The following is a 23,212-nucleotide window of genomic DNA, read 5'->3' on the forward strand; positions in this document are numbered from 1 at the left end:
CCTTCGGAAGCCGGCGTCTTACGATCCCGAGGCCACGCGGACATTGCCGCCATGGCCGCCGCCGCCGAAAACCTGACGCTTGCCGAACGACGAACGGATCTGGTTGCGCGGCCCGGCAAGGCCGAGTTCGGGAAAGAGCAGTTCCGAAACCCGGTAAGCTTCCTCGAGATGCGGATAACCGGACGCGATCACCGTATCGATGCCGAGGTCCTGATATTCCCGAAGCCGCGCCGCAACCGTCTTAGCGGAACCGACAAGGGCAGTACCGGCACCGGAGCGGACGAGGCCGACGCCGGCCCAGAGGTTGGGAGAAACTTCCAGCTTGTCGCGGCGCCCATTGTGAAGCGCGACCATGCGCGCCTGACCGACCGAGTCCGAGTTCCTGGCAAACACGTCCTGCGCGGCAGCGATCGTCGCATCATCAAGCTTGGAGATCAGGCGCTCCGCATCGGCCCAGGCCTCTTCGTCGGTCTCGCGAACGATGAAATGCAGCCGGATGCCGAAGGTCACCTGCCTGCCCAGCGCGGCGGCCGCCTTGCGGACCTTGGCGATCTTCTCGGCAACCTGGGCCGGCGGTTCGCCCCAGGTGAGATATTTGTCGATAATACCCGCGGAAAAATCGATGGCGGCATCGGATGATCCGCCGAAATAGATCGGCGGGCGCGGATCCTGCAAGGGCGGCAGGCCAAGTTCGGCGTGATGCGCCTGAATGTATTTGCCGTCGAGATGCGCGCTGCCCGTCTCGATCAGCTTGTTGAAGACCTCAAAGAATTCGCCCGCATGCAGATAACGCTCGTCATGCGGCAGGAAGATGCCGTCACCGGCCAGTTCCTGCGCGCTTCCTCCAACAACGATATTCAAAAGCAACCGCCCGTTCGAGATACGGTCGAGCGTCGAGGTCAGGCGGGCATAATAGGAAGGCGATGCGACGCCCGGCCGGATCGCCACGAGAAACTTGAGCTTCTCCGTTCGCGCTGCAAGGTCGGCAGCAAGGATGAAGGATTCCTCGCAGGCGGCTCCGGTCGGGATCAGCACGCCGGAATAACCGAGCCGGTCGACAGCCTGAGCGATCTCCCGGAAATAGCCCGGATCGGCCGGTCGGCTCAGAGCATCCGACCCGAGATAGGCGCCGTCGCCCGACGAGGGAATGAACCAGAGAAAATCGAGCGGTTGGCTGTTCGTCGCCATGGCATGATCCTTCGTCAACGCGCGCACCACTTATGGCCGGGCTGGAATGACTGACAGGTTATTGGGAAGCCCGGACGCTCGACAGATCTGACGGCCTAATCAGGTGCGCCAGCGCAAAATTCTCTTCCCGTCAGAGTAGAAGAGAGGGAATGCCTTTCCCGTCTGTACAGCCGAAGCTCAAACGGCTCTCGCGTGCCACCGGGTGTCGGAAGCTGGCAAGGCCAGATTGGCATGGGTCGCCGATGTTGCGCGGTGAAGAACGCGGTCGAACAGGTCATAACCGGCGGGCCATCGCCCGAAACCGCTTGCCACGTTGATATGTCCGGCAAAGCCGATCGTTGTCAGTTCGCTGTCCCAGGCCCGTGCGTGACGCTCCAGCTCCTCGACACTCATATACGGATCGTTGAGGCTGCCGACGACCAGACTGGGGAACGGCAGCGGATCCAGCGGCGCACTGCCGAAGTCGACCATGCAGGGATGCATGCGCAAAGTCGTTTCGAGAGAACAGGGTGCGACCAGCAAGGCGCCGCGAATGCGGGCCGCCTGGCTTCTTTTGGCATAACTGGCAACAAGCAGGCACCCGAGGCTATGCGCAACGAGAAAGGCGCCATCGACAACCGACAGCGCCTTGTCCAGTTCTTCCTGCCAGTCTTCAAGAACCGGACATGTCCAGTCCTGCTGTTCGACAACGACAGATCTCGTCTGGTCGCGCGCCCAATGGCGCTGCCAGTGCTCGTCCGACGAACCGTTCAATCCGGGAATAAGAAGCGTGTCGATCATCGCGGCTTCATCCTGATGTTCATGGAAAAAGATCGGAAACGGACGGCGCTTCGTCAGCAGACCGCAGCGGCGGTATTGCCAGAGACCGAAGCACCACGGTCAAAAGCCAGCGCGGTCCTGTGTCTCGCGGATCAGTAGAAGGGATGCACGCCCCAGAAAAACGCTTCGGTATATTCCCTGTCGTCCGTGCGGTTTTCGCTGCGGCGATCTGCGGAGCTGGCCGAGTTGCCGGCTACAGGTGCGGTCTGTTTATCGACCACAGCCTTACCACGCTTGGCAATTCCAAACAGGTCGAACCCGAAAAGGGACAAGCGATCGGCAATCATCGAGCAGCCTCCGATTGAATCTATCCACCCTACAATCGTCCGCCAGATCGATATTTCGGTCAATATTGTCTACTAAAAAGCTATACTAATGATCGGAGCTTCGGGAGATTTTTGCGATCGCCTTTCTCCGATCAACGAGTTTTCGATTTTTTTGGCTGCCCTAACTATCCCGAAACGCGACGTTCGATCGTCGGGAATGCGGATCTCGTTACCCCTCCTACCGGCGTCACATCACGTATGCGCAAAAAGCCTCGCGTCTCGAGGCGAAATTTCAGTCGATCCGTTCTGCGTTCACCCGATGCAGAGCATGAGATTCCTCGTCCTATGCCACAGGCTCAAATATTTTGCGGCGCACACAAGGAGCATATCGATGTTTGCCAAGACCCTTACCAAGGCTGTTTTCCACCTCACCCTCGCAGTTTCAGCTCTGGCCGCGACCCACGCGTCTGCAGACTCGACGCTAGACCGTATCAAGGGTCGTGGCGCGCTCACCGTCGGCGTCATCCTTTCGGGCGCCCCTTTCGGCTACATCGACCCGAAAAGCCAGGAGCAGAAGGGCTACAATCTCGACATCGCCAAGGCTTTGGCGGATGATCTCGGCGTGAAGCTGGAAACGGTGACGGTGACGCCGCCGAACCGCGTACAGTTCCTGCAGCAGGGCAAGGTCGATATCCTGATCGCCAACATGCAGTATACCGAAGAGCGCGCCAAGGTGCTCGACTACGTTCCGACCCCTTATGACCGCGCCGGCGGTGCAGCCGTCGTCCGCAAGGATAGCGGCCTCAAGGACTGGACGGATCTCAAGGGCAAGCCGGTCTGCGTCTCGCAGGGCTCCAACTATACCCAACCGCTGATCGAGACCTATGGCGCCACCGTCAAGGCTCTCCCGAGCCAGCCGGAATCGCTGCTGGCATTGCAGGGCGGCAATTGCGTTGCTGCCGTCCATGTCGGCGGCACGGTTGCTCTGTTGCTTGCAGACCGTCCGGAAGAATGGAAGGATTACGCCATCCCCTTCCCGACCGAACTGATCCCGTCGGACTCGGTCATCTGGCTGCGCAAGGGTGAGAAGGATACCCAGGCGGCTCTCGACAACAGCGTCAAGAAGCTGCACGCTTCCGGCAAGCTGATCGAATTTGCCAAGGCCAATCGCCTCCTCAACACGAAATATCTCGAGGAAGAGCAGAAGGCCCTGTCCGCCGCCAAATAAGGGCGCGCTGCACGGGAAAGCGACATGCAGGATATGAGCCTCACCGACCTGTTCGTCAGCCTGACGAACAGGATCGGACTGAATTACGAGTTTCTGGCGACGGGTTACGAGGCGCAGATATGGCGTGATGGTTTCATCACCACGCTGTATCTGATCGCCCTCCTGATCCCCGTCAGCCTGATCGCCGGCCTGCTGTTTGCCGCCTGCCTGACATCCGGCAAGATCTGGCTGTCGGCGCCGGTGCGCGGTTTCATCGAACTGACCCGCAACACGCCGACGCTGGTGCAGCTGATGTTCAGCTTCCTCGTGCTGAACACCGTCGTTTCCAACATGCTCGGCGGAGCCCAGAACAATCCGCTTTCGCCCTTCTTCTGGGTGGTCGCTGTCGTCGGCCTGCATATCGCCGCGCTGCATGCGGAAGCGATCCGCGCCGGGATCGAAGCCGTACCGGCCTCGACCGTCGAAGCGGCGCGCGGCATCGGCTTCAGCCAGTTGCAGATCCTGCGGTATGTCGAAGTGCCGCTCGCCTTCCGGTCGTCGCTGCCGGCGATCGTCAACAACCTCATCAATCTGGTCAAACTGACGACGGTCGGCAATGCGATTGCCGTCAGCGAAATCACCTATGCCTCGATCATGGTCTGGACACAGCGCGACAATGTCGTATCGCTGATGATCGTCATTCTCCTGTTCTTCAGCGCCATCAACATCATCGTCGCGCGCATCGGCCTCTGGGTCGAACGCAGGCTTGCGGTTCCGGGGTATGGTCTATGACGACGGCAACACTTTCCCAACCGACCAGCCATCGCGTGCTGCGCAATATCGGCTTCCTGGCACTGCCGCTGATCGTCATCGTCTGGTCGCTCGCCGATCCGACACTTGGCCGCGAAGTCTTGGAATGGATCCCCTATCTTGCCTCGGGCTTCATGATGAATATCGTGATTGCGGTTCTGGCCATGCTTCTCGGGACATTGGTCGGTGCGCTGTTCGGCATCCTCCAACTCGTGCCCTACCGGCTGGTCCGCCTGCCCGTGGTCGCCTATGTGCAGCTGTTCCGCAATGCGCCGCATCTCGTGCTGATTTTCGCGACCACCTACATATTCCCGTTCGAGATCGTCGTGTTCGGCCATTACCTGCCCTTTCCCGACTGGATCAAGGCGGTGATCGGGCTTGCTATTCCCGCCAGCGCCTATGTCGCTGAAATTACCCGCGGCGCCATCCTGTCGATCCCAACGACGCAGTGGGAAGCGGCCAAGGGCCTCGGTTTTTCGCGCGGCCAGGCGCTGCGCTGGATCATCCTGCCGCAATGCCTGCGGCGCTCGCTGCCACCCTGGATGAATGTCGCGGCCTCGATCACCATGGGCACGGCGCTTGCCTCGCTGGTCGGCGTGCATGAACTCCTGCATGCGGCGACCGATGCCAGCACGGCCGTGCGGCGGCTGGATTTCACCATCATCGCCTATCTCGTCGTGATGGCTGCCTTCTTCCTGCTTTGCTACCCGATCTCCCGCCTGACGCGACGCCTCGAAGCGCGCTTCAATGCGGCCTGAGGACATTGAGACCATGACCAACCCATCCGCCGACACCGCGATCGTCAAGCTGGAAGACGTGCATCTGTCCTTCGGGCAAACGCAGGTGCTGAAGGGCATCGACCTCACCATCAACAAGGGCGATGCCGTTTCGATCATCGGCCCGTCCGGCTCCGGCAAATCAACCATCCTGCGCTGCATCAACGCGCTGGTTCAGCCCCAGAGCGGCAGGATCACCGTTGATGGCACCCGGGTCGACCAGCTGACCAAGGAAAGCGAGCGTATCGCGCTGCGCAAGCGCGTCGGCATCGTCTTCCAGCAATACAATCTCTTTCCGCACCTGACGGTGCTCGACAATATCGTGCTGGCACCAACCCGTATTCTCGGTGTCGACCGTCGCGAGGCAGAAAAGCTTGCCCGTGAACTGCTGGAAAAAGTGCGTCTGTCGGAAAAGGCGGATGCCTATCCCGGCCAACTCTCCGGCGGCCAGCAACAGCGTGTTGCAATCGCTCGCGCGCTCGCCATGAAGCCGGAGCTTGTCCTGTTCGACGAGGTGACCTCGGCGCTCGACCCGGAAACGGTCGGCGAAGTGCTTTGGGTCATCCGCGACCTTATCCGTGACGGCATGACCAGCATTCTCGTCACCCACGAAATGCGGTTTGCCGAGGAGATCAGCGACACGGTGGTGTTTACCGAAAACGGCCGGATCGTCGACCACGGTTCGCCCGAGCAGATCTTTCACAATTCCGACAATCCCCGCATCCGCCAGTTCGTCGGCGGCCTGTCGGGCGGTCGCGGCGCGGTGCGGGACGGAGAAGGTATCTGACCATGGCAACAGCTCCCCTCACCACCGCCTTCGCCGAGGCGATCGTCCATTCGGACCCAACCCGGGATCCGGCTGCGATCGAAACGGCACGCACGGCGATCATCGACTTCCTCGCCTGCGCCATCGCCGGCGCCAGCGACCGCACCACGGGCATTCTTGGCCGGGCAATCGGTGCGAGCCTGCCGGGAGAAGCCATCCTGATCGGCAAGGGACGCAGCACCGATCCGCTGACGGCAGCCGTCGTCAACGCCTATGCCGGCCATGTGCTGGATTATGACGATGTCCATTCCAGCGTCCGCGGCCATCCGACAACGGTGATCATTCCGGCGCTTCTGGCACTCGTCGCCGAGCGCAAATTTTCCGCAGACGAACTCGTCGCATCCTATGTGGTCGGGCTCGAGGCGATGGCGCGGCTTGGTCTGTCGATCGGCTCCAAACATTACGAAAACGGCTTTCACGCCACGGCGACGCTCGGAACCGTCGGCGCTGCAGCCGCCATCACACATTTGACGAAAGCCTCGGTCGAAGAGACGGCAATCGCGCTCGGTCTCGCGGCAACCCAGTCTTCCGGTCTGCGACTGCAATTCGGTTACGATGCAAAACCCTATCATGCCGGCATGGCGGCCCAGTCCGGCCTGCTCGCGGCCCGGCTTGCGGCTGCCGGCTTTGGCGGCGCCCCCGATTTTCTCGACAATGCCGTCGGCTTCCACTCGGCCTTTTCGTTCGGTGCTGAAAAGCTCGACACATTGACTGCGAACTGGGGCGCGCCCTGGCAGATCGTCTCGCCGGGACTGACGCTGAAAGCCTATCCGTGCTGCACGGCAAGCCATCCGGTCGCCTCGCTCGGTGTCGAACTGCATCGCGAGGGACTGGTCCCCGACACGATCGAGACCATTATCTTCACCTATCCGCCCGGCGCAGATGCGGCGCTGGTGGTGAGCAAGCCGACCAATGGCATCGAGGCGCGGTTCAGCCCGGAATATGTGTTTTCCGCAGCACTCCTCGACGGCGCCCTACGGCTCGACCATTTTGACGACCGGCCTGTCGAGCCGCGGATCATGGCGCTCGCCAGCCGCGCCGGACGCCGCCACGACGAAAGCGCGCCGCGCATGTCGACGGATCCGACCACCCGTTTCGTGATCCTCGACATCGCGCTCAAGGATGGCAGCACTGTCACCCGTCGCTTCGACGGGCTTCCGGGCGTTACCGATCCGACCGAAAAATTCCATGACGCGACGGCCGGCAACCCGGCTTATGCCGAGATCCCATCCCTCGTCCGCTCGATGAGCAGCCCCGCCGATCTCGATCGGCTGCTGGCACTGCTCAATCAGGACGCCATTCAGAACCACATTTGACGAAAGACTTTGCCATGAGCGACAAACGACAAATTCATCTGGGCCTGTTCCTGCAGGGCGCCGGCCATCACGTCTCCGGCTGGCGGCATCCGCATGCCGAGGCCGGCAGCGAAAACTTCGACCTGTTGCGCCGCGTCTCCCAGATCGCCGAGGCGGCCAAGTTCGACATGGTCTTCCTGGCCGACGGCCTGACCAGCGGCGTCGATGCGCATCCCTCGACGATTGCCCGTTTCGAACCGCTGACGCTGCTCGCTGCGCTCTCGATGGTGACGAACAAGATCGGCCTCGCCGCCACCGCGTCGACCACCTATAGCGAGCCCTATCATATCGCCCGCGCCTTTTCGTCGATCGACCATTTGAGCCATGGCCGTGCCGCCTGGAACATCGTCACCACATCCTACGCCCGCACGGCCAACAACTTTTCGAAGTCCCATCCGGAGCATGATGAACGTTATGCCGTTGCGGAGGAATTCGTCGATGTCGTCCGCGGTCTGTGGGACAGCTGGGATGACGACGCCTTCATCAAGGACAAGGAAAAGGGTGTTTATGCCGACCCGGCCAAGGTCCATGTTCTCGATCACAAGGGCAAATATTACTCGGTCAAGGGACCGCTCAACATCCCGCGCGCGCCGCAGGGCCATCCGATCCTGATCCAGGCCGGCTCTTCCGGCCCCGGCCAGGATCTCGCCGCCCGCACCGCCGACGTCGTTTTCACCGCCCAGCAGAGCCTTGAAGAGGCGAAGGCCTTCTACAAGAGCCTGAAGGAACGCGTGGTGAAATTTGGGCGCCAGGGCGATGAGGTCGCAGTCATGCCCGGCTTCCTGCCGGTCATCGGCCGCACGGCCAAGGAAGCGGCGGAAAAGCTCGCTGAGCTCGACCAGTGGACCGACCTGAAAAGCGCAATGCCGCTCCTGGAAGAGCGCATCGGCCACAGCCTTGCCTCTTACGATCCCGATGGCCCGCTGCCGGACCTGCCGATTTCCGACCAGCTGCGCAGCCGCGCCGAACTGCTGACCGCGCTTGCCCGCCGCGAAAACCTGACGATCCGCCAGCTGGCTCTGCGCGTCGCTGCCGGCCGCGGCCATCACGTCGTGCTCGGCACCCCGGTCGAGATCGCCGACCGCATGCAGCAATGGTTCGACGGCCGCGCCGCCGACGGTTTCAACGTCATGCCGCCCTTCTTCCCCGACGGTCTCGAAGACTTTACGCAGCTCGTCGTGCCGATCCTGCAGGAACGCGGCCTGTTCCGCACCGACTATGACGGTTCGACGCTGCGCGATCATCTCGGCCTGAAAAGACCGGACCTGCTCAGCTAAGCAGAACTGACCGATAAAGAAGCCGTAGAGCAAACGATCTGCGGCTTCTTTATTGTGCGCTCTATTCGAGGACCTCCTCCCGCCTGGCGTGGCCACGTTCCTCGATCGCGCGGCCGATCATGTAAAGCGCCGGCACCACGAAGACAGACAGGATGGTCGAGATCAGCATGCCGCTCACCACCGAAATGCCGATCGACTTGCTGGCATTGGCGCCAGCACCGCTTACAAGCACAAGCGGGATCATGCCGACGATGAAGGCGATGGATGTCATCAGGATCGGACGGAAACGCAACTTGCCGGCAACGACAGCCGATTCCATCAGCGACTTGCCTTCCTTGATCCTGAGCTCTCGCGCAAACTCGACGATCAGAATGGCATTCTTGGCGGCGAGCGCGACCAGCAGCACAAGTCCAATCTGGGTATAGAGCGTGTTCTGCAGCCCCAGCGCCAGCAATACGGCGACCGTCCCCGCCAGAGCCAGCGGCACGGAAAAGATTACCGGCAGCGGCCCGAGCCAGCTTTCATATTGCCCGGCCAGCACGAAATAGACGAGCACCAGCGCCAGTGCGAAGGCAATGTAGATCTGGCTGCCTGCCAGCTTCTCCTGATAGGAGATTGCCGTCCAGTCCGTGGTCGCGCCCGAGGGAAGAACCTCAGCTGCGGCCTTGTCCATGATCTGCATGGCTTCACCGGAACTGATAGCGGATTGCGGTCGGCCGACGATCGACGTGGCCGGATGCAGGTTGTAGAGCGAGATCAGCGAAGGACCGACCGTCTCCTGCACATCGACCATGCTGGCGATCGGCACCAGCGCGCCCGAGGAATTCGGCACTTTCAGGCGATCGATGCCTTCCGCGACGCTGCGATAGGAGCCTTCAGCCTGCACATAGACCTGGAATGTATGGCCGAAACGGGTGAACTGGTTCACATAGGCTGAACCGAGATAACCCGAAAGTGCGTTGAAGACGTCGCCGATCGCGACACCGAAAGTGGCGGCCTTGGTGCGATCGACATTGACGGCAAGCTGCGGGCTGTTGAAATTAGCGTTCACCTGCACGCCCTGCAATCGCGGATCTTCCAGTGCACGGTTCGCCACGCCCTTGGCAATATCGGCCAGCCGATTGAAATCGCTGCTGCCATCCGACAGCTGGACCATCATGGTGAAGCCGCCGGTATTGCCGATCCCCTGGATCGAGGGCGGAGGCACGGCAACCGCCATCCCGTCGTCAAGATTGGCAAGTTTTTTGGAGATCGCCTGATAGATCGGCAGGAGGCCTTCGGACTTGCCACGTTCGTCCCAGGGTTTGAGGACGATGTAAGCGAGACCGGCGCTGGGAAGCGGGGCGTTATTGTCGAGCAGCGAGACGCCGGCGACGGTGATGACATTCGCGACACCGGGCTGCTCTTTCAGCCGCTCCTCCACCTGTTTCAGCGATTTGTCGGTACGCTCCAGCGAGGCGCCGGCGGGCAGTTGAACTGCAGCGACGAGATAGCCCTGATCTTCGAGCGGCAGGAAGCCTGTCGGCACTTTCGACAGGCCCAGAAAGGCCAGCGCGACGACCACCGCAGTACCCGCTGCAACGAGGTAACGGAAGCGCAGCAACCGGGACAGCAGCGCCGTGTAGCCATCCTCCAGCCTGTTGAAGCCTTTGTCGAACCAGCGGAAGATGAAATTACGCTGCTCCACCGGCTTGATCGGCCGCATCCAGAGCGCCGCCTGAACCGGTTTCAACGTGATCGCATTGATGGCGCTGATGACAGCCGTCGCGGCAATGACCAGCGCGAACTGCTGGTAGAGCTTGCCGGTCAGGCCGGGCAGGAAGGCTGCCGGCAGGAAGACCGAGACGAGTACCAGCGTAATGCCGATGATCGGCCCGAATAGTTCGTCCATTGCCTTTTCCGCGGCCTGCGGTCCCTTGAGGCCGTAGGACATCTGGCGCGCGGCGCCTTCGACAATGACGATCGCGTCGTCGACGACGATGCCGATTGCCAGCACGAGTGCAAACAGCGTCGACATGTTGATGGAGAAGCCGAAAGCCGCCATGGCCGTAAAGGCGCCAACGAGCGTCACCGGCACGGTGGTCGCCGGCACGAGCATGGCCCGCCAGTCCTGCAGGAAGAGGAGGATGACGATGAGAACGATGACACAAGCCTCGATCAGGGTCTTGTAGACCTCATCGACAGCCGCATTGACGAAGGCCGTGGTGTTGAACGGCACCGAATAGCTCAGCCCTTCCGGAAAGGCTTTTGCCAGTTCCTGCATGCGCCCTTCCACGGCGTGGGCGACATCGAGCGCATTGGCTTCCGGAAGCTGGCTGATCGCCAGCGAAGCGGATGCCTTGCCATTGACGCGAAAGATCTGGCTATAGGATTTCGATCCGAGCTCGACGCGGGCGATATCGCGAACGCGAGTGATCGCACCCGTTTCCGTATCGGTTTTGACCACCACGTCCTCGAACTGATCGACCTGGTCCAGCCGTCCGGAAATCTCGATCGGTGTCTGAAAGCCCTGACCGCTTGCGACCGGAGGCATGCCGATCTGGCCACCGGACACGGTCTGGCTCTGCGACTGGACGGCGCTGACGACATCGGACGGTTTCAGCCCACGCGCCTGCAGCCGGTCGGCATCCAGCCAGATCCGCATCGCATAATCGCCTGCGCCATACACCGTCACGTCGCCAACGCCGGGAACCCGCGCGATCGCGTCCTTCAGATTGATCGTCGCATAATTGGCGAGGTAGAGGCTGTCATATTTCGGGTCGGCGCCATCGAGCGTGACGAAGGCGAGGATCGAGGTCGAACGCTTGCGGACCGTCACCCCCTGCGATTGGACCGAGCTTGGCAGCTGGGCATTGGCAGCGTCGACGCGGTTCTGGACGAGGATCTGCGCTTCGTCCGCATCCGTGCCGATATCGAAGGTCACGGTCAGCGAATAGGTGCCGTCGCTGGAACTGGTCGACTGCATGTAGAGCATGCCGGGCACGCCATTGACCTGCTGTTCGATCGGCAGGGCAACCGTGTCCATCAGCGTTCTGGCGCTGGCGCCGGGATAACGCGCCTGAACCTGAACGGTCGGCGGCACGATGTTTGGATATTGCGCGATCGGCAGGCGCAAGAAGGCGATCGCGCCGAGCAATATCGTCAGGAGCGCGATGACATTGGCGAGAACCGGGCGTTCGATGAAAAAGCGTGAAAACATGATGTCACCCGATCAGTTGGTGGCCGGCGCTGCTGCGCCCTGCTTCGGTTCACCGGTCGCAGCCCCCGACGCGGTCGCCGGTTGCCGTGTCACCTTTTCTCCGGCGCGGACACCGACCACGGCGTTCTGAACCACCCAATCTTGCGCCGAAAGCTTGCCTTCCACCTGCTGCCAGTCACCGCTGCGGCCGAGAACGGTCACGGAGCGACGCTCGACCATGCCGTCATGCTTGACGGCGAGCACGAAACGCCCCTGCTGATCGGTGCCGATGGCCGCCGGCGGTACGAGAACGGCATCCGTGACCGTTCCCATCGATATGCGCAGGCGCAGGAACAGGTTTGGTAGAAGATCCCGGTTCTTGTTGTCGAAGATTGCCCGCACCGTCAGCGTGCCGGTCGCAGCATCAGTCTGGGGAGACACGTAATCGAGCCTTCCCTCATGCGGAAAATCCTTGTCGATCTTGGTCGCGGCCTCGACCTTGACGTTCCTGAGATCCTTGGGCGTCAGCCCGCGCTCGCGGGCCTGCTTGCGGATCTGCAACATGTCGGTATCGGATATGGAGAAGGAAACATGCACCGGATCCAGCCTAACGATCGTCGCCAGCGTCGTCGGGCCACCGGTGCCGACCAGCGCACCGACATCCGCCTTGTGTTCGGTGACGAAACCATCGAAGGGAGCGGTGATGCTGGTATAACCGAGATTGATCTGCGCCTGTTTCAGGGAAGCCTTGGCCGAGTCCAGCTGTGCTTTGGACGTATCGCGGGTTGCGCGGGCATTGTCGACATTCGCTTCAGACGTCGTCGATGAGCGGGCAAGCTGCTCCTGCCGTCCCAGCTGAACCTGGGCATTGTCGAGGCTCGCCTGGGCCTGTTCGACCGCAGCCTGCGCCTGCTGCAGCTGTGCTTCATATTGATCGGGTTCGATCAGGAACAGACGCTGGCCCTGCTTGACCTCCGTGCCATCCCGGTAATCGATGGATCTCAGATAACCCGTGACGCGGGCCGTCAGATCGACGCTGTCGAGCGCTTTGGTCGTGCCTGTCTCATACAGATAGCGGGTGACCTCTGCCGTTCTGGGCTGGACGGTGACAACCGGTTTCGGTGCCGCCTCGGCCTTCCCCTGCTCATCACCTTTGCCGTTACAGGCCGCCAGCAGCAGAGCAGCTGAAGCTATGGCGACCCCTCGAACAGAGACGTGAACGCGTGAAGTGAGGGTCGGCGTCTTGTCGGGACCATGTTGCATGAGGGTGCCTATCGGTTTGATGACTGCCGCGGCGAGACAGATCTGCCGCGAACTTCGCCACCGGTTTAGGCGCGGCCCTTTGCGCGGCATTTGCAATATTGTTACGGTTTGTTTCAGCCGGACGCGGGCAGGCCATCGGGCTAGATCGATCGGCCGTCATCGCGGCTTGGCATCGACATTCCGTCCTCCGGCATATCGCCGGACGTGGCCAGGCAATCAAGAAGCTGTTCGCGCAGGTCGTACAAGGCATCGGCAAAGACGTCGCCGCTGTCGCGGTACATATGCGCCAGGTCCGAGACTTCGAGATAGGCCGCGGCTTCGACACTGCACACAGCCGGGGCAACTTCCGCAACAATGCGCGGTGCACCCCACGCGCTGTCCATCGTCACCACGGCAAGAGCGGTGGAAGCGATCGTGGCCAATGCTGCCGAGATCAGGAAGGTCGCGGTGATCCGCATCGGGTCATCTCCATATGAGGTTGCCGGATAGATTCGTCCCTTGCGCTGCGGCGTGTCTCCCACACCGCAGCGCCCGATCGATCTCCGGGATCAGTTCTCGCGCTTCGCCAGCACGTCCTTGATCGTCGAGGAGCAGGTTGGGGAGAGCTTTTCCTTGTTGGTCTTGATGCAGGCCATCAGCCCGCCATCACCCGGCTTGATACCGGGGCAAAGCTTCTGGATATCGTCCTTGCAATTGTCGCGCAGGGCGAGCTTGTCCGACATGGACAACTGCTGCGCCGAGACGACGCTTGTGCTCGCGAGAAATGCGACGGCGAAATACTTCAGCATGGGTGTTTCCTTTCAGGTCTTCCGGAGCAATGCCGACTTGTTTCGGCAACCTGCTCGCGGAGGCTGTTTTCCCACCGCTACGTCGCATCTTGATTTCGGAAATATTTCCGTTCTTTGCAGCGGCGCCCATCAGCACCGGCTGTCTTTGCGATAGGCCTGACGGGCATACGGATCGAGCCTGGCCGCGACTTCCGTCATCAGGTTTTCGAGCTCGGCAGGAGAGACACGATCCGCTCTCATGACCTGACGGATGAGTGGATCATTCAGGATGGCGGAGCGGGTCATTTCGTATTCGGCGAGCATGGCGCTTACTCCTTCCATGATGAGGCAGGAGCATTTCTATCTCGCCGGGTTTGCACGCTTTATGCGATCATGTTTCAACTTGTACGGCCTGATCCGAAACAGCGTCGGGCCGAAACAATGGAAGCGAGACTGTCGCCTTGAGGCCAGATCGCGCCTCTCTGCCGGAGAGCTGGATCGTACCGCCCTGCGCATCGAGAATCTGCCTGACGATGGCAAGGCCGAGGCCGGTGCCGCCGTGATCGCGGTTTCGCGACGGTTCGCCCCGGAAAAAGGGCTCGAACACGAGTTCAAGATCTCCGGGCGGAATACCCGGGCCGTCGTCTTCGACGATCAGGATGGCCCGGCCGTCACGGACCTGCGTCCCGACATAGGCGTGGTGACCGTATCGCAGCGCGTTGGACAGAAGATTGTCGATCACCCTCTGCAGGGCCGTCGCCGGTATTTTTACCGGAACGGCGTCAGGACCGGATGCAAGTTCGATCCGACTGCCCTGCGGATCCATCTCGCTGGCGCAGCGTCTCAGGGTCTCGGAAAGATCGACGATCTCCGTTTCCGATCTTGCGGCGGATTCGCTGGCAAATAACAGGGCATCGCCCAGCAGCTGTTCCATCGCCTCGACATCGCGAATGGCCTTGTCGCGGTGTGTGCCGGCCGGCATCATTTCCAGCCTCAGGCGAAAGCGCGTGAGATAGGTCTTCAGGTCATGCGATATCGCACCGAGAAAGAGCGTGCGATTGTTGAGAAGCCCCAGAATGCGGTCCTGCATCTTGTTGATGGCGCGGATCAGGGTGCGCAATTCGCGTGCCCCCCGTTCCTTGACCTCGATCGGCTCGACGCGGCTGCCGAGTTCATCGACGCTGTGTGCCAGCTGCGAGAGCGGTCGAGTTTCGCGGGCCACGGCAAAAATGGCGAGAAGCGCGATGGCGATGCCGAAGAACCCGGCGATGAAGCCGATCGGCATGTTCCAGACCCGAAGCGTCGTCTTGTCCGAGACCGTGAAGACCGCGAATTCACGCGTCTTCAATTGGGTGATGAAGGTTATGGTGAAGGCATCGCGCTGCTGGTTTTTGAGCGTACCGGCCCTGACCGTGCGGCCCGGCGCATAGTCATCGAGCATCGACTGGGCAAGCACACGCATCCGGGCAAAGCTGAAGTCATCGACAAATGTCTCCGGCACGCGCGGCATGATCTCTACGCTGAAGCCGCTGACATCCGCGACGGCGAGCGCCTGGGCCCTCAGGCCCTGCGGCGCATCATCGAGCAGGCGCACGACTGCCGAGATCCGGTTGGCGATCGCGTAAGGCGGCAGGGGCGAGCGCTCCGACTGCCACATATAGGATGCGACGAAGGCGATTTGTCCGAGAAACAGCGCCCCGGTGACGATGAGCGCAATTCTGGCGACGATGCCGAGCTGGTTCATCGGGTTTCAGCCATCCGTCACGGTCGGGTTGAAAAGATAACCCGCATTCCTGACCGTGGTGATCACCTGCGCGTTCGGCGGCAGGCAGGCGGCAAGCTTGGTGCGCAGGCGTGAAATCGCCACGTCGATCGTCCGGTCATAAGCGTCCGTGGCCGATCCGCGCGTGTAATCCAGCAACTGGTCGCGGGACAGAACCCGTCTCGGCCTCTCCAGAAAACAGGCCAGAAGATCGAATTCCGTCGTCGTCAGAGGAACGGATGCCCCGTCCTCCGTCGTGATGCTGCGTGCCTCGGGATCAACCACCAGTCCGGCAAAACGTTTTATCCCGCTTCCGCCAGCCAAGGGAGCTGCCGACGCATTCGTCCGCCGCAGCACTGCGCGGATACGGGCAAGAAGCTCGCGCGGATTAAAGGGTTTGCCGAGATAGTCGTCGGCACCGAATTCCAGCCCAACAATGCGATCGATTTCGGCAGTCTTCGCCGTCAGCATGATGATCGGAACCTGCGAGCGCACCCGGATGCGCCGGCAGAAGGAAAGCCCGTCCTCGCGCGGCATCATCAGGTCAAGGATGACGAGATCGGCCCATTTGCGCTCGACCAGCGGATCGGCCGAAGCGGGACTGTCTGCCGTGCGGACGACATAACCTTCGCCGGTGAGAAACTCGTCCAGCAGGTCGCGGATTTCCGGATCGTCTTCCACAACCAGAATTTTCAGCGCTTCTTCCATCTCTTCTGCTCCTCCTTTCGGCCGGCGAGCATACCGTAACATTCCGTCACACGGACGGCATCATTCCGCAAACTGCGGGACGGATTGTGATGCGGATCCCAACGAATTGGAACGCATCATGGCCCGGACGACGAGACCCGCTTCTTACCCCCAACAGACGACCCTGTTGAAGGAGCGCCAGGGCAACATCCTCGTGACCGGCATTCTGGTCACGGCGGCCGGCATGACCTTCTTCTGCAACATCGTCGCGGTTGCCGGTGTCTCCTGGCAAGTGATAGGACTGATGCTGCTGACCACCGGCCTGCTGCAATTTCACGCCAGCTGGCAGATCAGGGAACGGGTCCCGTCCGTCATGTGGGGCACGACCGTGGCCCTCTATGCCGCCTTCGGTGTGCTGGCATTCATCAATCCGTCGACCCGCATCGCGGCACTCAGCCTGGCCTTCTTTGCCGGTCTCATCGCCACAGGCACGATGCGATGTTGTTGCGGTTATGTCCTGCAAGCGGCCGGCCGGGGCTGGCGCTGGCTGGTGACGGGCGGAGGCTTCACCATTGCAATGGGAAGCCTGCTCATGGCCGGCTGGCCATATAACGACCTTGCGACCGCCGGCCGGCTGCTGGCACTGGACCTGACGGCCTATGGTCTCAGCCTTGTCGGCTTTGCCCTGTATCTCGGTTCCGACGTTACGAAGGGCCGGGCAAAGAAGCGGTTGAGATGACCTGACCACGGAATCCACCTCAGCCTCTCAAAAGCGATTTCAGGGATGTGGCCGTCGTCGACGAACCGCGATCAATGCCGGCCTTGGCCGCATCGAGTGGCCGGATGCTGGCAGGGATATCGAGTGCATTCGGATATTGGCGTGCCACGAAGGCATAAACGAGCTTTCCGCTGCGGGAATCAAAGAGTTCGACCGCATAGGTGATGGCGCCGTTGAAACTGCCCTCCCGGTCCGTTGCCGCGCGGACGCCGCTCAAGGCAAGGCCGACGGGTGTCAGTTTTGTTACCGTCCCGAGAACCGGAACACTCTCTTCGGCTCCCGTAAGCGTGACACGCATGCGAAGCACCTGAGGTCCGGCGGCGCCGGCGAGAAGGTTCCGGCGACCGAGCTCGGATCTGAATTTCTGGTCGGCATGGCGGGCCAGTTCCGCCTTGGATTCTTCCGAAATCTTGCCGAACTGATGGTCGCGACCACGATAGATCGCCACCGGTTCCAGCGTGATGGAGGCGTAGGATTTGAGTGCGGCGGTATCGAGCGTGCTGTTGAAGGCAACCTGCCGGTCGCCGCCGCTTGTATTGGCATGCAACTCAGCCGTGGAGGACAGCGCCTGATAATGCACCGGCCGCGTGCTGCATGCCGTACATGCGAGTGCAGCGGCGATCACGCCCGCTCCCTGAAGAACCGTCATTCCCCGTGACTGAGCCATGATGGCCGGACTTCCCTTCGCTCAAAATCGCCTTCCGACGCACAGGCCGGAATTGCCGCAATGGCGGCATCGCATCTGACGACAGGCAATTTTCATGGGAATTGCAGGAATGTTACAGTTCTTTACAGCCGGGCAATGCCGTCCGGGCTGTAAACTTCTGCATCAAATCCGAAACAGGCACGTAAAACTCGCCGCGGATCATCGGTCATCTTCAACAAGAGGAGCCGAAAAGCCCATGTCCTTCCACACCCTCCCGGGAACTGTCGTGGCAACACGCCCGTCGCGGTTTTTCCTGCGCATTCCCGGCCTCAGAAAACTTGCCGCGTCGATCATGCTCGCCCTGACAATCGCAATGTCCTTCGGCGGATTGACGCCGGCCTCCGCCACCGTCAGCGGCGTCGCGCTGGCAAATGTAAACCTGCGCGCCGGCCCCAGCACACGCTATCCCGTCGTCATGACGATGCCGCAGAGCGCATCTCTGGCCGTTTACGGCTGCATCGCGGACAGGTCGTGGTGCGATATCAGCTGGGGCGGCAGCCGCGGCTGGGTTTCTGCCAGCTATATCCAGGTCTTTTATGCCGGCAAGCCGACCGTTCTGACGGCGGCTGTCGTGCCTGCGGTCGGAATTGCCACGGTCGCCTTCACGGTGGCCTATTGGGACGCCCACTATCATTCGCAGCCATGGTACGGCCATTGGGACCGCTATTATGTCGGTGGTGGCTCGAGATCCGTCGTTGCAGGCTGCGGTGATCGTGGTTGCGGAGCAGCGGCCGTGACCCATGGGGCTTACGGTGGTGCGCGAGCAGCCGCCGGCGGATGCCGGGACGGCAATTGCGGCGGTGCCGCAGTGACGCGTGGCCCGAACGGAGGCGGTCGCGCCGCCATCGGCGGATGCGGCGACGAACGCTGCGGTGGCGCTTCCGTCACACGCGGACCACGGGGCAATACCGTTATCCGCCATGGCAGCGTCGAGCGCCCATGACACGGCCTCGGGCGAGATCTCGATGACGCGGATGAGCGTTCAGCTCACCGCTTGAATTCCTGAATGGCGCCCGCGAGAGTGCCATTCAGGAAGAATACTATTGATTGAACAGCCCAGCCGAACACAGCGTCGGCCACGCCCATGCCGAGGAACCGGCTCTAGCGGACCATGGCAGTGCGCTCGGGAGATGGCCGCACTACCCCGCGGAGCGTCGAAGAGATCGATAAAATGTCGGATCCGGTATCGGAACAGCCTTCATCAGCGCCTTGGTATAATCCTCACGCGGGCTCTCGAAAATCTCGCGGCGCGTGCCCGCCTCGACGATCCGGCCGCCATGCATGACGGCGACCTTGTGCGACATGCGCTCGATCACGGCCATGTCGTGCGAGATGAAGAGGTAGGCGAGGCCCATCGTCTCCTGCAGTTCCAGCATCAGGTCCAGCACCTGCGCACGGACGGAAACGTCGAGGGCGGCAACGCTCTCGTCGGCGACGATCAGTTTCGGTTCGAGCGCAAGCGCGCGGGCGATGCAGATGCGTTGGCGCTGGCCGCCCGAAAATTCGTGCGGATAGCGGGTTGCCGCATCCGGTGTCAGACCGACCCGCCGCAGAAGGTCCGCAACCCGGTCGCGGCGCTCGGCGGGCGTGCCGATGCCGTGAATGGTCATCGGTTCGGCAATCGCCCTGCCGACGGACATACGCGGATCGAGAGAAGCATAGGGATCCTGAAAGATCATCTGCGCCGAGCGGCGCACGGGCCGCATCTCGGGCTGTGACAGCCGGGATATGTCGTAACCGTCGATCTCGACCGAGCCTGAGAACGGAATGAGGCCGAGAACCGCTTTGCCGGTCGTCGATTTTCCGGAGCCGCTTTCGCCGACCAGACCCATCGTTTCGCCCGGCATGATCTCGAAGGAAATCTCGCGCACCGTCGCCGGCGGCACCTGTCGGCGGAACAGCATGCCGGAGCCACGGCCATAGCTGACACTGAGATCGCGCACGTTCAGGATCGGCGCCGTTTCCCGCTGCTTCTGCTGAAGAGGTGCTTTCGAAATCCTCGGCGGGCCATCCGTCCCAGCAAAAGCGCCCAGCCGTGGAACTGCCGCCAGCAGGCGGCGGGTGTAAGGCTCAGACGGGCTCGCGAAGAGATCCAGCGAGTTGCGTTGCTCGACGATGCGACCATTCTGCATGATCGCGACGCGATCGGCCATCTCGGCGACCACGCCCATGTCATGGGTGATCATCACGATCGAGGTGCCGAACTCGCCCTTCAGCTCACGCATCAGATTGAGGATCTGCGCCTGTACCGTCACATCGAGAGCCGTGGTCGGCTCGTCGGCGATCAGCACTTTGGGCCTGCAGGAGAGCGCCATGGCGATCATTACGCGCTGGCGCATGCCACCGGAAAGCTCATGCGGATATTGCTTCAGCCGTAGCACCGGATCGGCGATATGCACCGCATCCAGCATCTGCCGGGCGACCGTTTCAGAATTGTCCGCCTGCTGATGCTCGCGGATCGCCTCGATGAGCTGCGCGCCGATGCTCATCACCGGGTTGAGCGAGGTCATCGGCTCCTGAAAGATCATGGCGATCTCGCCGCCGCGGATATCCCGCATCTGGCTGTTTGAAAGCCGCGTCAGCTCCCGATCGCCCAGAATGATATTGCCGGAGGTGATGCGCAGGGACGCTTTCGGCAACAGGCCCATGATCGACAGCGAGGTCACCGATTTACCCGACCCGCTTTCGCCGGCAAGGCAGAGCGTATCCCCGGCCCGAAGGTCGAAGCTGACATCGTCGAGAACGCGTTTCAGCCCTTCCGGCGTGCGCGCATCGACACAGAGCTTTTCGACCCGCAGCACCGGCTTTTCGCGGCCACTTTCCTCCGTCACGAAAGAACGATCCGGGGGAAATAGAAGGAGACAACCCAGTTCGGCATGTCGACGATCTCGCTGATGCGCAGATCTCCGCAAACAGAGCAGAGCATATAGGCGTCGACCGCGCTGTAACCGTGCTCGGCGGTCAGCAGATCGATCATCCGCATCACGGCATCGCGGGCACCGGTCATGAGGTCCGGACCGATGCCGGTCGTCGCCTCATAACCCATGCCGTCGAGATGGCGCGTGACCGGTTCGGTGACGGTGAAGCGCGGCGTCTTCAGGTTGGCGCCCTTGACGAGATCGAGCGTCAGCTCGACATTCATCTGGCTTTCGATCGCCGTGCCGCAGACCTCGCCGTCCCCCTGGGCGGCATGGGTATCCCCGACGGAAAACAGCGCGCCCTCCACCTCGATCGGCAGATAGAGCGTAACGCCGGCGGTCAGGTCGCGAATGTCCATATTGCCGCCGATCTGGCGGGGCGGGACGACGGAATGCAGGCCGGGTTCGGCCGGTGCGACGCCGATCGTCCCGGTAAACGGCTTTAGCGGCACCTTGCCGCCGGGACCGAAGGCAGACGGCGCCATGGAGACGCTGTCATAGGTCCAGACATGCAGGGCCGGATCCTTGAACTGGTCGGCCAGCAGGCCGAAACCCGGAATATTCGCCGTCCAGCCGACGCCTGACGGGTGGAATTTGCGGATCGTCACCTTCAGCGCATCGCCCGGCTTTGCACCCTCGACGTAGACCGGGCCAGAGACCGGATTGATCTTGCCGAAATCGAGATTGGCGAGGGTCGCGAGCGTGGCATCGGCGCCGATCTGGCCGCCGGATGAATCCATGCATTCGAACAGGATGGTCTCGCCGGGTTTGGCCGTCAGCGCCGGCGGAAAATCGCGGTTCCAGCCGAAATTATGCTGGGCCTGATGGATGGTATGTTTGCAGATGCTGCACATAGGGATGCTCCGAAGTTTTGCCCCTCACCCTCACCCTGACCCTCTCCCCGCTCGCGGGGAGAGGGGACGCAGGAGGCACCGGCGGTGCCACAACCCCTTCTCCCCGCAAGCGGGGAGAAGGTGGCGGCAGCCGGATGAGGGGCTGCCTTCAGTGCGGACAATCCTTACTTCACGAAAATCGCGTCGTAATTGATGACGCGGGTCGGATCGATATAGACATTATCCTCACCGCCCATGCGCAGCGACTTGGCAACCACCCGGCGCTCATTGGTGACGGGGATCCAGGGCGCGTCGGCCATGGCGTCGGTAAAGATCTTCTTCCAGGTTTCGACACGTTCCGCCGACTTCGCCGGGTCGGACATGGAATCGGCCGCCGTCGCGCGCTTGTCGAGCTCGGCATTGCAATACCAGGACCAGTTCCAGCCACCCTGCACAGCGCCTGCGCAACCAAGGATCGGGCCGTAGAAGTTGGACGGATCCGGGAAGTCGGCGATCCAGGCCATGCCGCCGGACCAGATCATCGGTGCCTCGCCTTCCGTGCCGCCCGCGGCAATCACGTTACCCTGCGCCAGCGCGCGGATTTCGGCCTTGATGCCGATCGCCGCGAGATCCTGCTGGATCGCCTGGGCGATACGCGGCTGCGGATCGGTATTGGTGGCGTAGAGCACGGTTTCGAAACCGCTGCCGACGCCCGCTTCGGCAAGCAGCGACTTTGCCTTGGCAACGTCATAGGCGTAACCGGCATAGTCCTTGTCATAACCCGGCATCAGCGGCGGAAGCACTTCCTTGGCGGGCGTTGCGCGGCCGTTGAGGATGCGCACGATGCGCTCCTTGTTGATCGCGTGGTTCACCGCCTGACGGACCTTGAGATTGTCGAAGGGCTTCACCTTGGTGTTCAGCGTCACGTAACCGGTATGCAGCTGCTCACCGTCGACGATCATCTGTGCGCCGTCCTTGGAATTCTTGATCTCCAGGAATTTCGCCGGCGGAATGCCGTCGCCGGCAATATCGACCTCGCCCTTCTGAAGGCGCAGCAGCGCCACAAGCGGCTCCTGGCCGACTTCGACCGTAAAGCCGTCGATCTTCGGCGTGCCCTTGACGTAATAGTTCGGGTTCTTTTCGAACACGAGTTTCTGACCGATCACCCAATCCTTGAGGGTAAACGTGCCGGAGCCGACCGGATGCTTGCCGAAATCGCCGCTGGCGGCCTCGACGGCTTCCTTCGGCACCACGGAAGCGAAATTGATCGCCAGCACATGCAGGAAGGTCGCATCCGGCCGCGAAAGCTTGAAGACGACGGTTCCGGCATCCGGCGTCTCGATGCCGGAAAGGCCGGTTGCCTTGCCGCCGGTCAGATCCTCGTAACCGTTGATCGCGCCGAAAAAGCCGGCGCCCGGCCCCTGGGTTTTAGGATCGACAGCGCGCTCGATCGAATATTTGACGTCGGAGGCGACCACGTCGCGGCCGGACGAAAATTTTACGCCCTTGCGCAGCTTGAACGTATAGGTGAGGCCGTCCGGTGCGACCTCAAAACTTTCGGCAAGCGAGGGCCCGAGCTTGGCGGTGCCGGGTTCGTAATCCATCAGGCGCGAATAAAGGCTCTTGATCATCGACCAGTTGACCCAGTCATAACCGATGGCCGGGTCGAGCGTGACGATATCGTCCTTGTAGGTCACGACGATATCCTTGCCCTCGGCCATCGCGGCGAGAGGCGCAAGCAGGATCGCCGCTGCAGTCGTCGTTCCAAGTAACCAGCTCTTGAGCATTATAAATTC

General features: G+C 61.7%; 22 protein-coding genes. 8 read left to right on the top strand and 14 right to left on the bottom strand.

Annotation, left to right across the window (positions count from 1 at the left end; genetic code table 11):
* Window positions 1-18 precede the first annotated feature (18 nt).
* From ssuD to FHW37_RS03775, 3 genes are all read right to left on the bottom strand, one after another.
* Window positions 19-1,188 carry an FMNH2-dependent alkanesulfonate monooxygenase gene (gene ssuD / locus FHW37_RS03765; RefSeq protein WP_145632667.1) on the bottom strand — a complete coding sequence of 390 codons (1,170 nt, stop codon included), beginning with the start codon at window positions 1,186-1,188 and terminating at the stop codon, window positions 19-21.
* Between the two features lie 177 nt (window positions 1,189-1,365).
* Entirely contained in the window at window positions 1,366-1,968 is a 603-nt protein-coding gene (locus FHW37_RS03770; protein ID WP_145632669.1) for an alpha/beta hydrolase, read from the bottom strand.
* 131 nt (window positions 1,969-2,099) lie between these two features.
* The gene (locus FHW37_RS03775) at window positions 2,100-2,294 is read right to left on the bottom strand and encodes a hypothetical protein (protein ID WP_145632673.1); all 195 of its coding nucleotides are present in this window, start codon (window positions 2,292-2,294) and stop codon (window positions 2,100-2,102) included.
* A gap of 370 nt (window positions 2,295-2,664) precedes the next feature.
* Here FHW37_RS03775 and FHW37_RS03780 point away from each other — a divergent pair, with 370 nt between their 5' ends.
* Genes FHW37_RS03780 through FHW37_RS03805 form a run of 6 tightly spaced genes read left to right on the top strand, consistent with a single transcriptional unit; the run spans window position 2,665 to window position 8,524 of the window.
* On the top strand, window positions 2,665-3,501 hold the full coding sequence (locus tag FHW37_RS03780; RefSeq protein ID WP_145632676.1) for a transporter substrate-binding domain-containing protein: 837 nt from the start codon (window positions 2,665-2,667) through the stop codon (window positions 3,499-3,501).
* Window positions 3,502-3,525: 24 nt separating this feature from the next.
* Window positions 3,526-4,272: an amino acid ABC transporter permease gene (locus FHW37_RS03785; RefSeq protein WP_145632679.1), complete on the top strand. Its 747-nt coding sequence runs from the start codon at window positions 3,526-3,528 to the stop codon at window positions 4,270-4,272.
* Window positions 4,269-5,048: an amino acid ABC transporter permease gene (locus FHW37_RS03790; RefSeq protein WP_145632682.1), complete on the top strand. Its 780-nt coding sequence runs from the start codon at window positions 4,269-4,271 to the stop codon at window positions 5,046-5,048. Before FHW37_RS03785 ends, FHW37_RS03790 begins: the two co-directional genes overlap by 4 nt.
* Before the next feature lie 13 nt (window positions 5,049-5,061).
* Entirely contained in the window at window positions 5,062-5,853 is a 792-nt protein-coding gene (locus FHW37_RS03795) for an amino acid ABC transporter ATP-binding protein (RefSeq protein WP_145632684.1), read from the top strand.
* Window positions 5,850-7,208, top strand: a complete 1,359-nt coding sequence (locus FHW37_RS03800) for an MmgE/PrpD family protein (protein WP_145632686.1) — start codon at window positions 5,850-5,852, stop codon at window positions 7,206-7,208. The genes FHW37_RS03795 and FHW37_RS03800 overlap by 4 nt, the downstream gene beginning before the upstream one ends.
* 14 nt (window positions 7,209-7,222) lie before the next feature.
* Entirely contained in the window at window positions 7,223-8,524 is a 1,302-nt protein-coding gene (locus FHW37_RS03805; RefSeq protein WP_145632689.1) for an LLM class flavin-dependent oxidoreductase, read from the top strand.
* 61 nt (window positions 8,525-8,585) lie between these two features.
* Here FHW37_RS03805 and FHW37_RS03810 read toward each other — a convergent pair whose 3' ends face one another.
* From FHW37_RS03810 to FHW37_RS03835, 7 genes are all read right to left on the bottom strand, one after another.
* Window positions 8,586-11,723, bottom strand: a complete 3,138-nt coding sequence (locus tag FHW37_RS03810; protein WP_145632692.1) for an efflux RND transporter permease subunit — start codon at window positions 11,721-11,723, stop codon at window positions 8,586-8,588.
* 12 nt (window positions 11,724-11,735) lie between these two features.
* The gene (locus tag FHW37_RS03815; protein WP_186458125.1) at window positions 11,736-12,965 is read right to left on the bottom strand and encodes an efflux RND transporter periplasmic adaptor subunit; all 1,230 of its coding nucleotides are present in this window, start codon (window positions 12,963-12,965) and stop codon (window positions 11,736-11,738) included.
* A 140-nt stretch (window positions 12,966-13,105) separates the two neighbouring features.
* Window positions 13,106-13,423: a hypothetical protein gene (locus tag FHW37_RS03820; RefSeq protein ID WP_145632698.1), complete on the bottom strand. Its 318-nt coding sequence runs from the start codon at window positions 13,421-13,423 to the stop codon at window positions 13,106-13,108.
* 90 nt (window positions 13,424-13,513) lie between these two features.
* On the bottom strand, window positions 13,514-13,753 hold the full coding sequence (locus FHW37_RS03825) for a cysteine rich repeat-containing protein (protein WP_145632701.1): 240 nt from the start codon (window positions 13,751-13,753) through the stop codon (window positions 13,514-13,516).
* Window positions 13,754-13,882: 129 nt separating this feature from the next.
* Window positions 13,883-14,056: a hypothetical protein gene (locus FHW37_RS33445; RefSeq protein ID WP_186458126.1), complete on the bottom strand. Its 174-nt coding sequence runs from the start codon at window positions 14,054-14,056 to the stop codon at window positions 13,883-13,885.
* A gap of 67 nt (window positions 14,057-14,123) precedes the next feature.
* Window positions 14,124-15,476 (bottom strand): ATP-binding protein, encoded by a 1,353-nt coding sequence (locus FHW37_RS03830; protein WP_145632704.1) that lies wholly within the window; start codon window positions 15,474-15,476, stop codon window positions 14,124-14,126.
* Window positions 15,477-15,482: 6 nt separating this feature from the next.
* Entirely contained in the window at window positions 15,483-16,202 is a 720-nt protein-coding gene (locus FHW37_RS03835; RefSeq protein WP_145632707.1) for a response regulator, read from the bottom strand.
* 118 nt (window positions 16,203-16,320) lie between these two features.
* Here FHW37_RS03835 and FHW37_RS03840 point away from each other — a divergent pair, with 118 nt between their 5' ends.
* Window positions 16,321-16,920: an HdeD family acid-resistance protein gene (locus FHW37_RS03840; protein WP_145632710.1), complete on the top strand. Its 600-nt coding sequence runs from the start codon at window positions 16,321-16,323 to the stop codon at window positions 16,918-16,920.
* A gap of 19 nt (window positions 16,921-16,939) precedes the next feature.
* Here the strand turns inward: FHW37_RS03840 and FHW37_RS03845 are convergent, their stop codons facing one another.
* The gene (locus FHW37_RS03845; RefSeq protein WP_145632713.1) at window positions 16,940-17,626 is read right to left on the bottom strand and encodes a DUF3313 domain-containing protein; all 687 of its coding nucleotides are present in this window, start codon (window positions 17,624-17,626) and stop codon (window positions 16,940-16,942) included.
* Window positions 17,627-17,861: 235 nt separating this feature from the next.
* Between FHW37_RS03845 and FHW37_RS03850 the strand changes: the two genes are divergently transcribed.
* Window positions 17,862-18,608, top strand: coding sequence for an SH3 domain-containing protein (locus FHW37_RS03850; RefSeq protein ID WP_186458127.1), 747 nt, complete (start codon window positions 17,862-17,864; stop codon window positions 18,606-18,608).
* A 196-nt stretch (window positions 18,609-18,804) separates the two neighbouring features.
* On the opposite strand, the gene FHW37_RS03855 is transcribed toward FHW37_RS03850, so the two are convergent.
* The 3 genes from FHW37_RS03855 to FHW37_RS03865 form a co-directional block, all read right to left on the bottom strand.
* On the bottom strand, window positions 18,805-20,496 hold the full coding sequence (locus FHW37_RS03855) for an ABC transporter ATP-binding protein (RefSeq protein ID WP_145632718.1): 1,692 nt from the start codon (window positions 20,494-20,496) through the stop codon (window positions 18,805-18,807).
* On the bottom strand, window positions 20,493-21,437 hold the full coding sequence (locus FHW37_RS03860) for an acetamidase/formamidase family protein (RefSeq protein WP_145632721.1): 945 nt from the start codon (window positions 21,435-21,437) through the stop codon (window positions 20,493-20,495). The genes FHW37_RS03855 and FHW37_RS03860 overlap by 4 nt, the downstream gene beginning before the upstream one ends.
* 164 nt (window positions 21,438-21,601) lie before the next feature.
* Window positions 21,602-23,203, bottom strand: a complete 1,602-nt coding sequence (locus FHW37_RS03865) for an ABC transporter substrate-binding protein (protein WP_145632726.1) — start codon at window positions 23,201-23,203, stop codon at window positions 21,602-21,604.
* Window positions 23,204-23,212: the final 9 nt, after the last annotated feature.

Source organism: Neorhizobium alkalisoli (genome assembly GCF_007829835.1).
Classification (GTDB): domain Bacteria; phylum Pseudomonadota; class Alphaproteobacteria; order Rhizobiales; family Rhizobiaceae; genus Neorhizobium.

Excerpts from the sequence above, each read along its gene's own strand:
- ssuD (WP_145632667.1), bottom strand. The coding sequence starts at position 1,188 with ATGGCGACGAACAGCCAACCGCTCGATTTTCTCTGGTTCATTCCCTCG.
- FHW37_RS03770 (WP_145632669.1), bottom strand. The coding sequence starts at position 1,968 with ATGATCGACACGCTTCTTATTCCCGGATTGAACGGTTCGTCGGACGAG.
- FHW37_RS03775 (WP_145632673.1), bottom strand. The coding sequence starts at position 2,294 with ATGATTGCCGATCGCTTGTCCCTTTTCGGGTTCGACCTGTTTGGAATT.
- FHW37_RS03780 (WP_145632676.1), top strand. The coding sequence starts at position 2,665 with ATGTTTGCCAAGACCCTTACCAAGGCTGTTTTCCACCTCACCCTCGCA.
- FHW37_RS03785 (WP_145632679.1), top strand. The coding sequence starts at position 3,526 with ATGCAGGATATGAGCCTCACCGACCTGTTCGTCAGCCTGACGAACAGG.
- FHW37_RS03790 (WP_145632682.1), top strand. The coding sequence starts at position 4,269 with ATGACGACGGCAACACTTTCCCAACCGACCAGCCATCGCGTGCTGCGC.
- FHW37_RS03795 (WP_145632684.1), top strand. The coding sequence starts at position 5,062 with ATGACCAACCCATCCGCCGACACCGCGATCGTCAAGCTGGAAGACGTG.
- FHW37_RS03805 (WP_145632689.1), top strand. The coding sequence starts at position 7,223 with ATGAGCGACAAACGACAAATTCATCTGGGCCTGTTCCTGCAGGGCGCC.
- FHW37_RS03810 (WP_145632692.1), bottom strand. The coding sequence starts at position 11,723 with ATGTTTTCACGCTTTTTCATCGAACGCCCGGTTCTCGCCAATGTCATC.
- FHW37_RS03815 (WP_186458125.1), bottom strand. The coding sequence starts at position 12,965 with ATGCAACATGGTCCCGACAAGACGCCGACCCTCACTTCACGCGTTCAC.
- FHW37_RS03820 (WP_145632698.1), bottom strand. The coding sequence starts at position 13,423 with ATGCGGATCACCGCGACCTTCCTGATCTCGGCAGCATTGGCCACGATC.
- FHW37_RS03825 (WP_145632701.1), bottom strand. The coding sequence starts at position 13,753 with ATGCTGAAGTATTTCGCCGTCGCATTTCTCGCGAGCACAAGCGTCGTC.
- FHW37_RS33445 (WP_186458126.1), bottom strand. The coding sequence starts at position 14,056 with ATGCTCGCCGAATACGAAATGACCCGCTCCGCCATCCTGAATGATCCA.
- FHW37_RS03830 (WP_145632704.1), bottom strand. The coding sequence starts at position 15,476 with ATGAACCAGCTCGGCATCGTCGCCAGAATTGCGCTCATCGTCACCGGG.
- FHW37_RS03835 (WP_145632707.1), bottom strand. The coding sequence starts at position 16,202 with ATGGAAGAAGCGCTGAAAATTCTGGTTGTGGAAGACGATCCGGAAATC.
- FHW37_RS03840 (WP_145632710.1), top strand. The coding sequence starts at position 16,321 with ATGGCCCGGACGACGAGACCCGCTTCTTACCCCCAACAGACGACCCTG.
- FHW37_RS03845 (WP_145632713.1), bottom strand. The coding sequence starts at position 17,626 with ATGGCTCAGTCACGGGGAATGACGGTTCTTCAGGGAGCGGGCGTGATC.
- FHW37_RS03850 (WP_186458127.1), top strand. The coding sequence starts at position 17,862 with ATGTCCTTCCACACCCTCCCGGGAACTGTCGTGGCAACACGCCCGTCG.
- FHW37_RS03860 (WP_145632721.1), bottom strand. The coding sequence starts at position 21,437 with ATGTGCAGCATCTGCAAACATACCATCCATCAGGCCCAGCATAATTTC.
- FHW37_RS03865 (WP_145632726.1), bottom strand. The coding sequence starts at position 23,203 with ATGCTCAAGAGCTGGTTACTTGGAACGACGACTGCAGCGGCGATCCTG.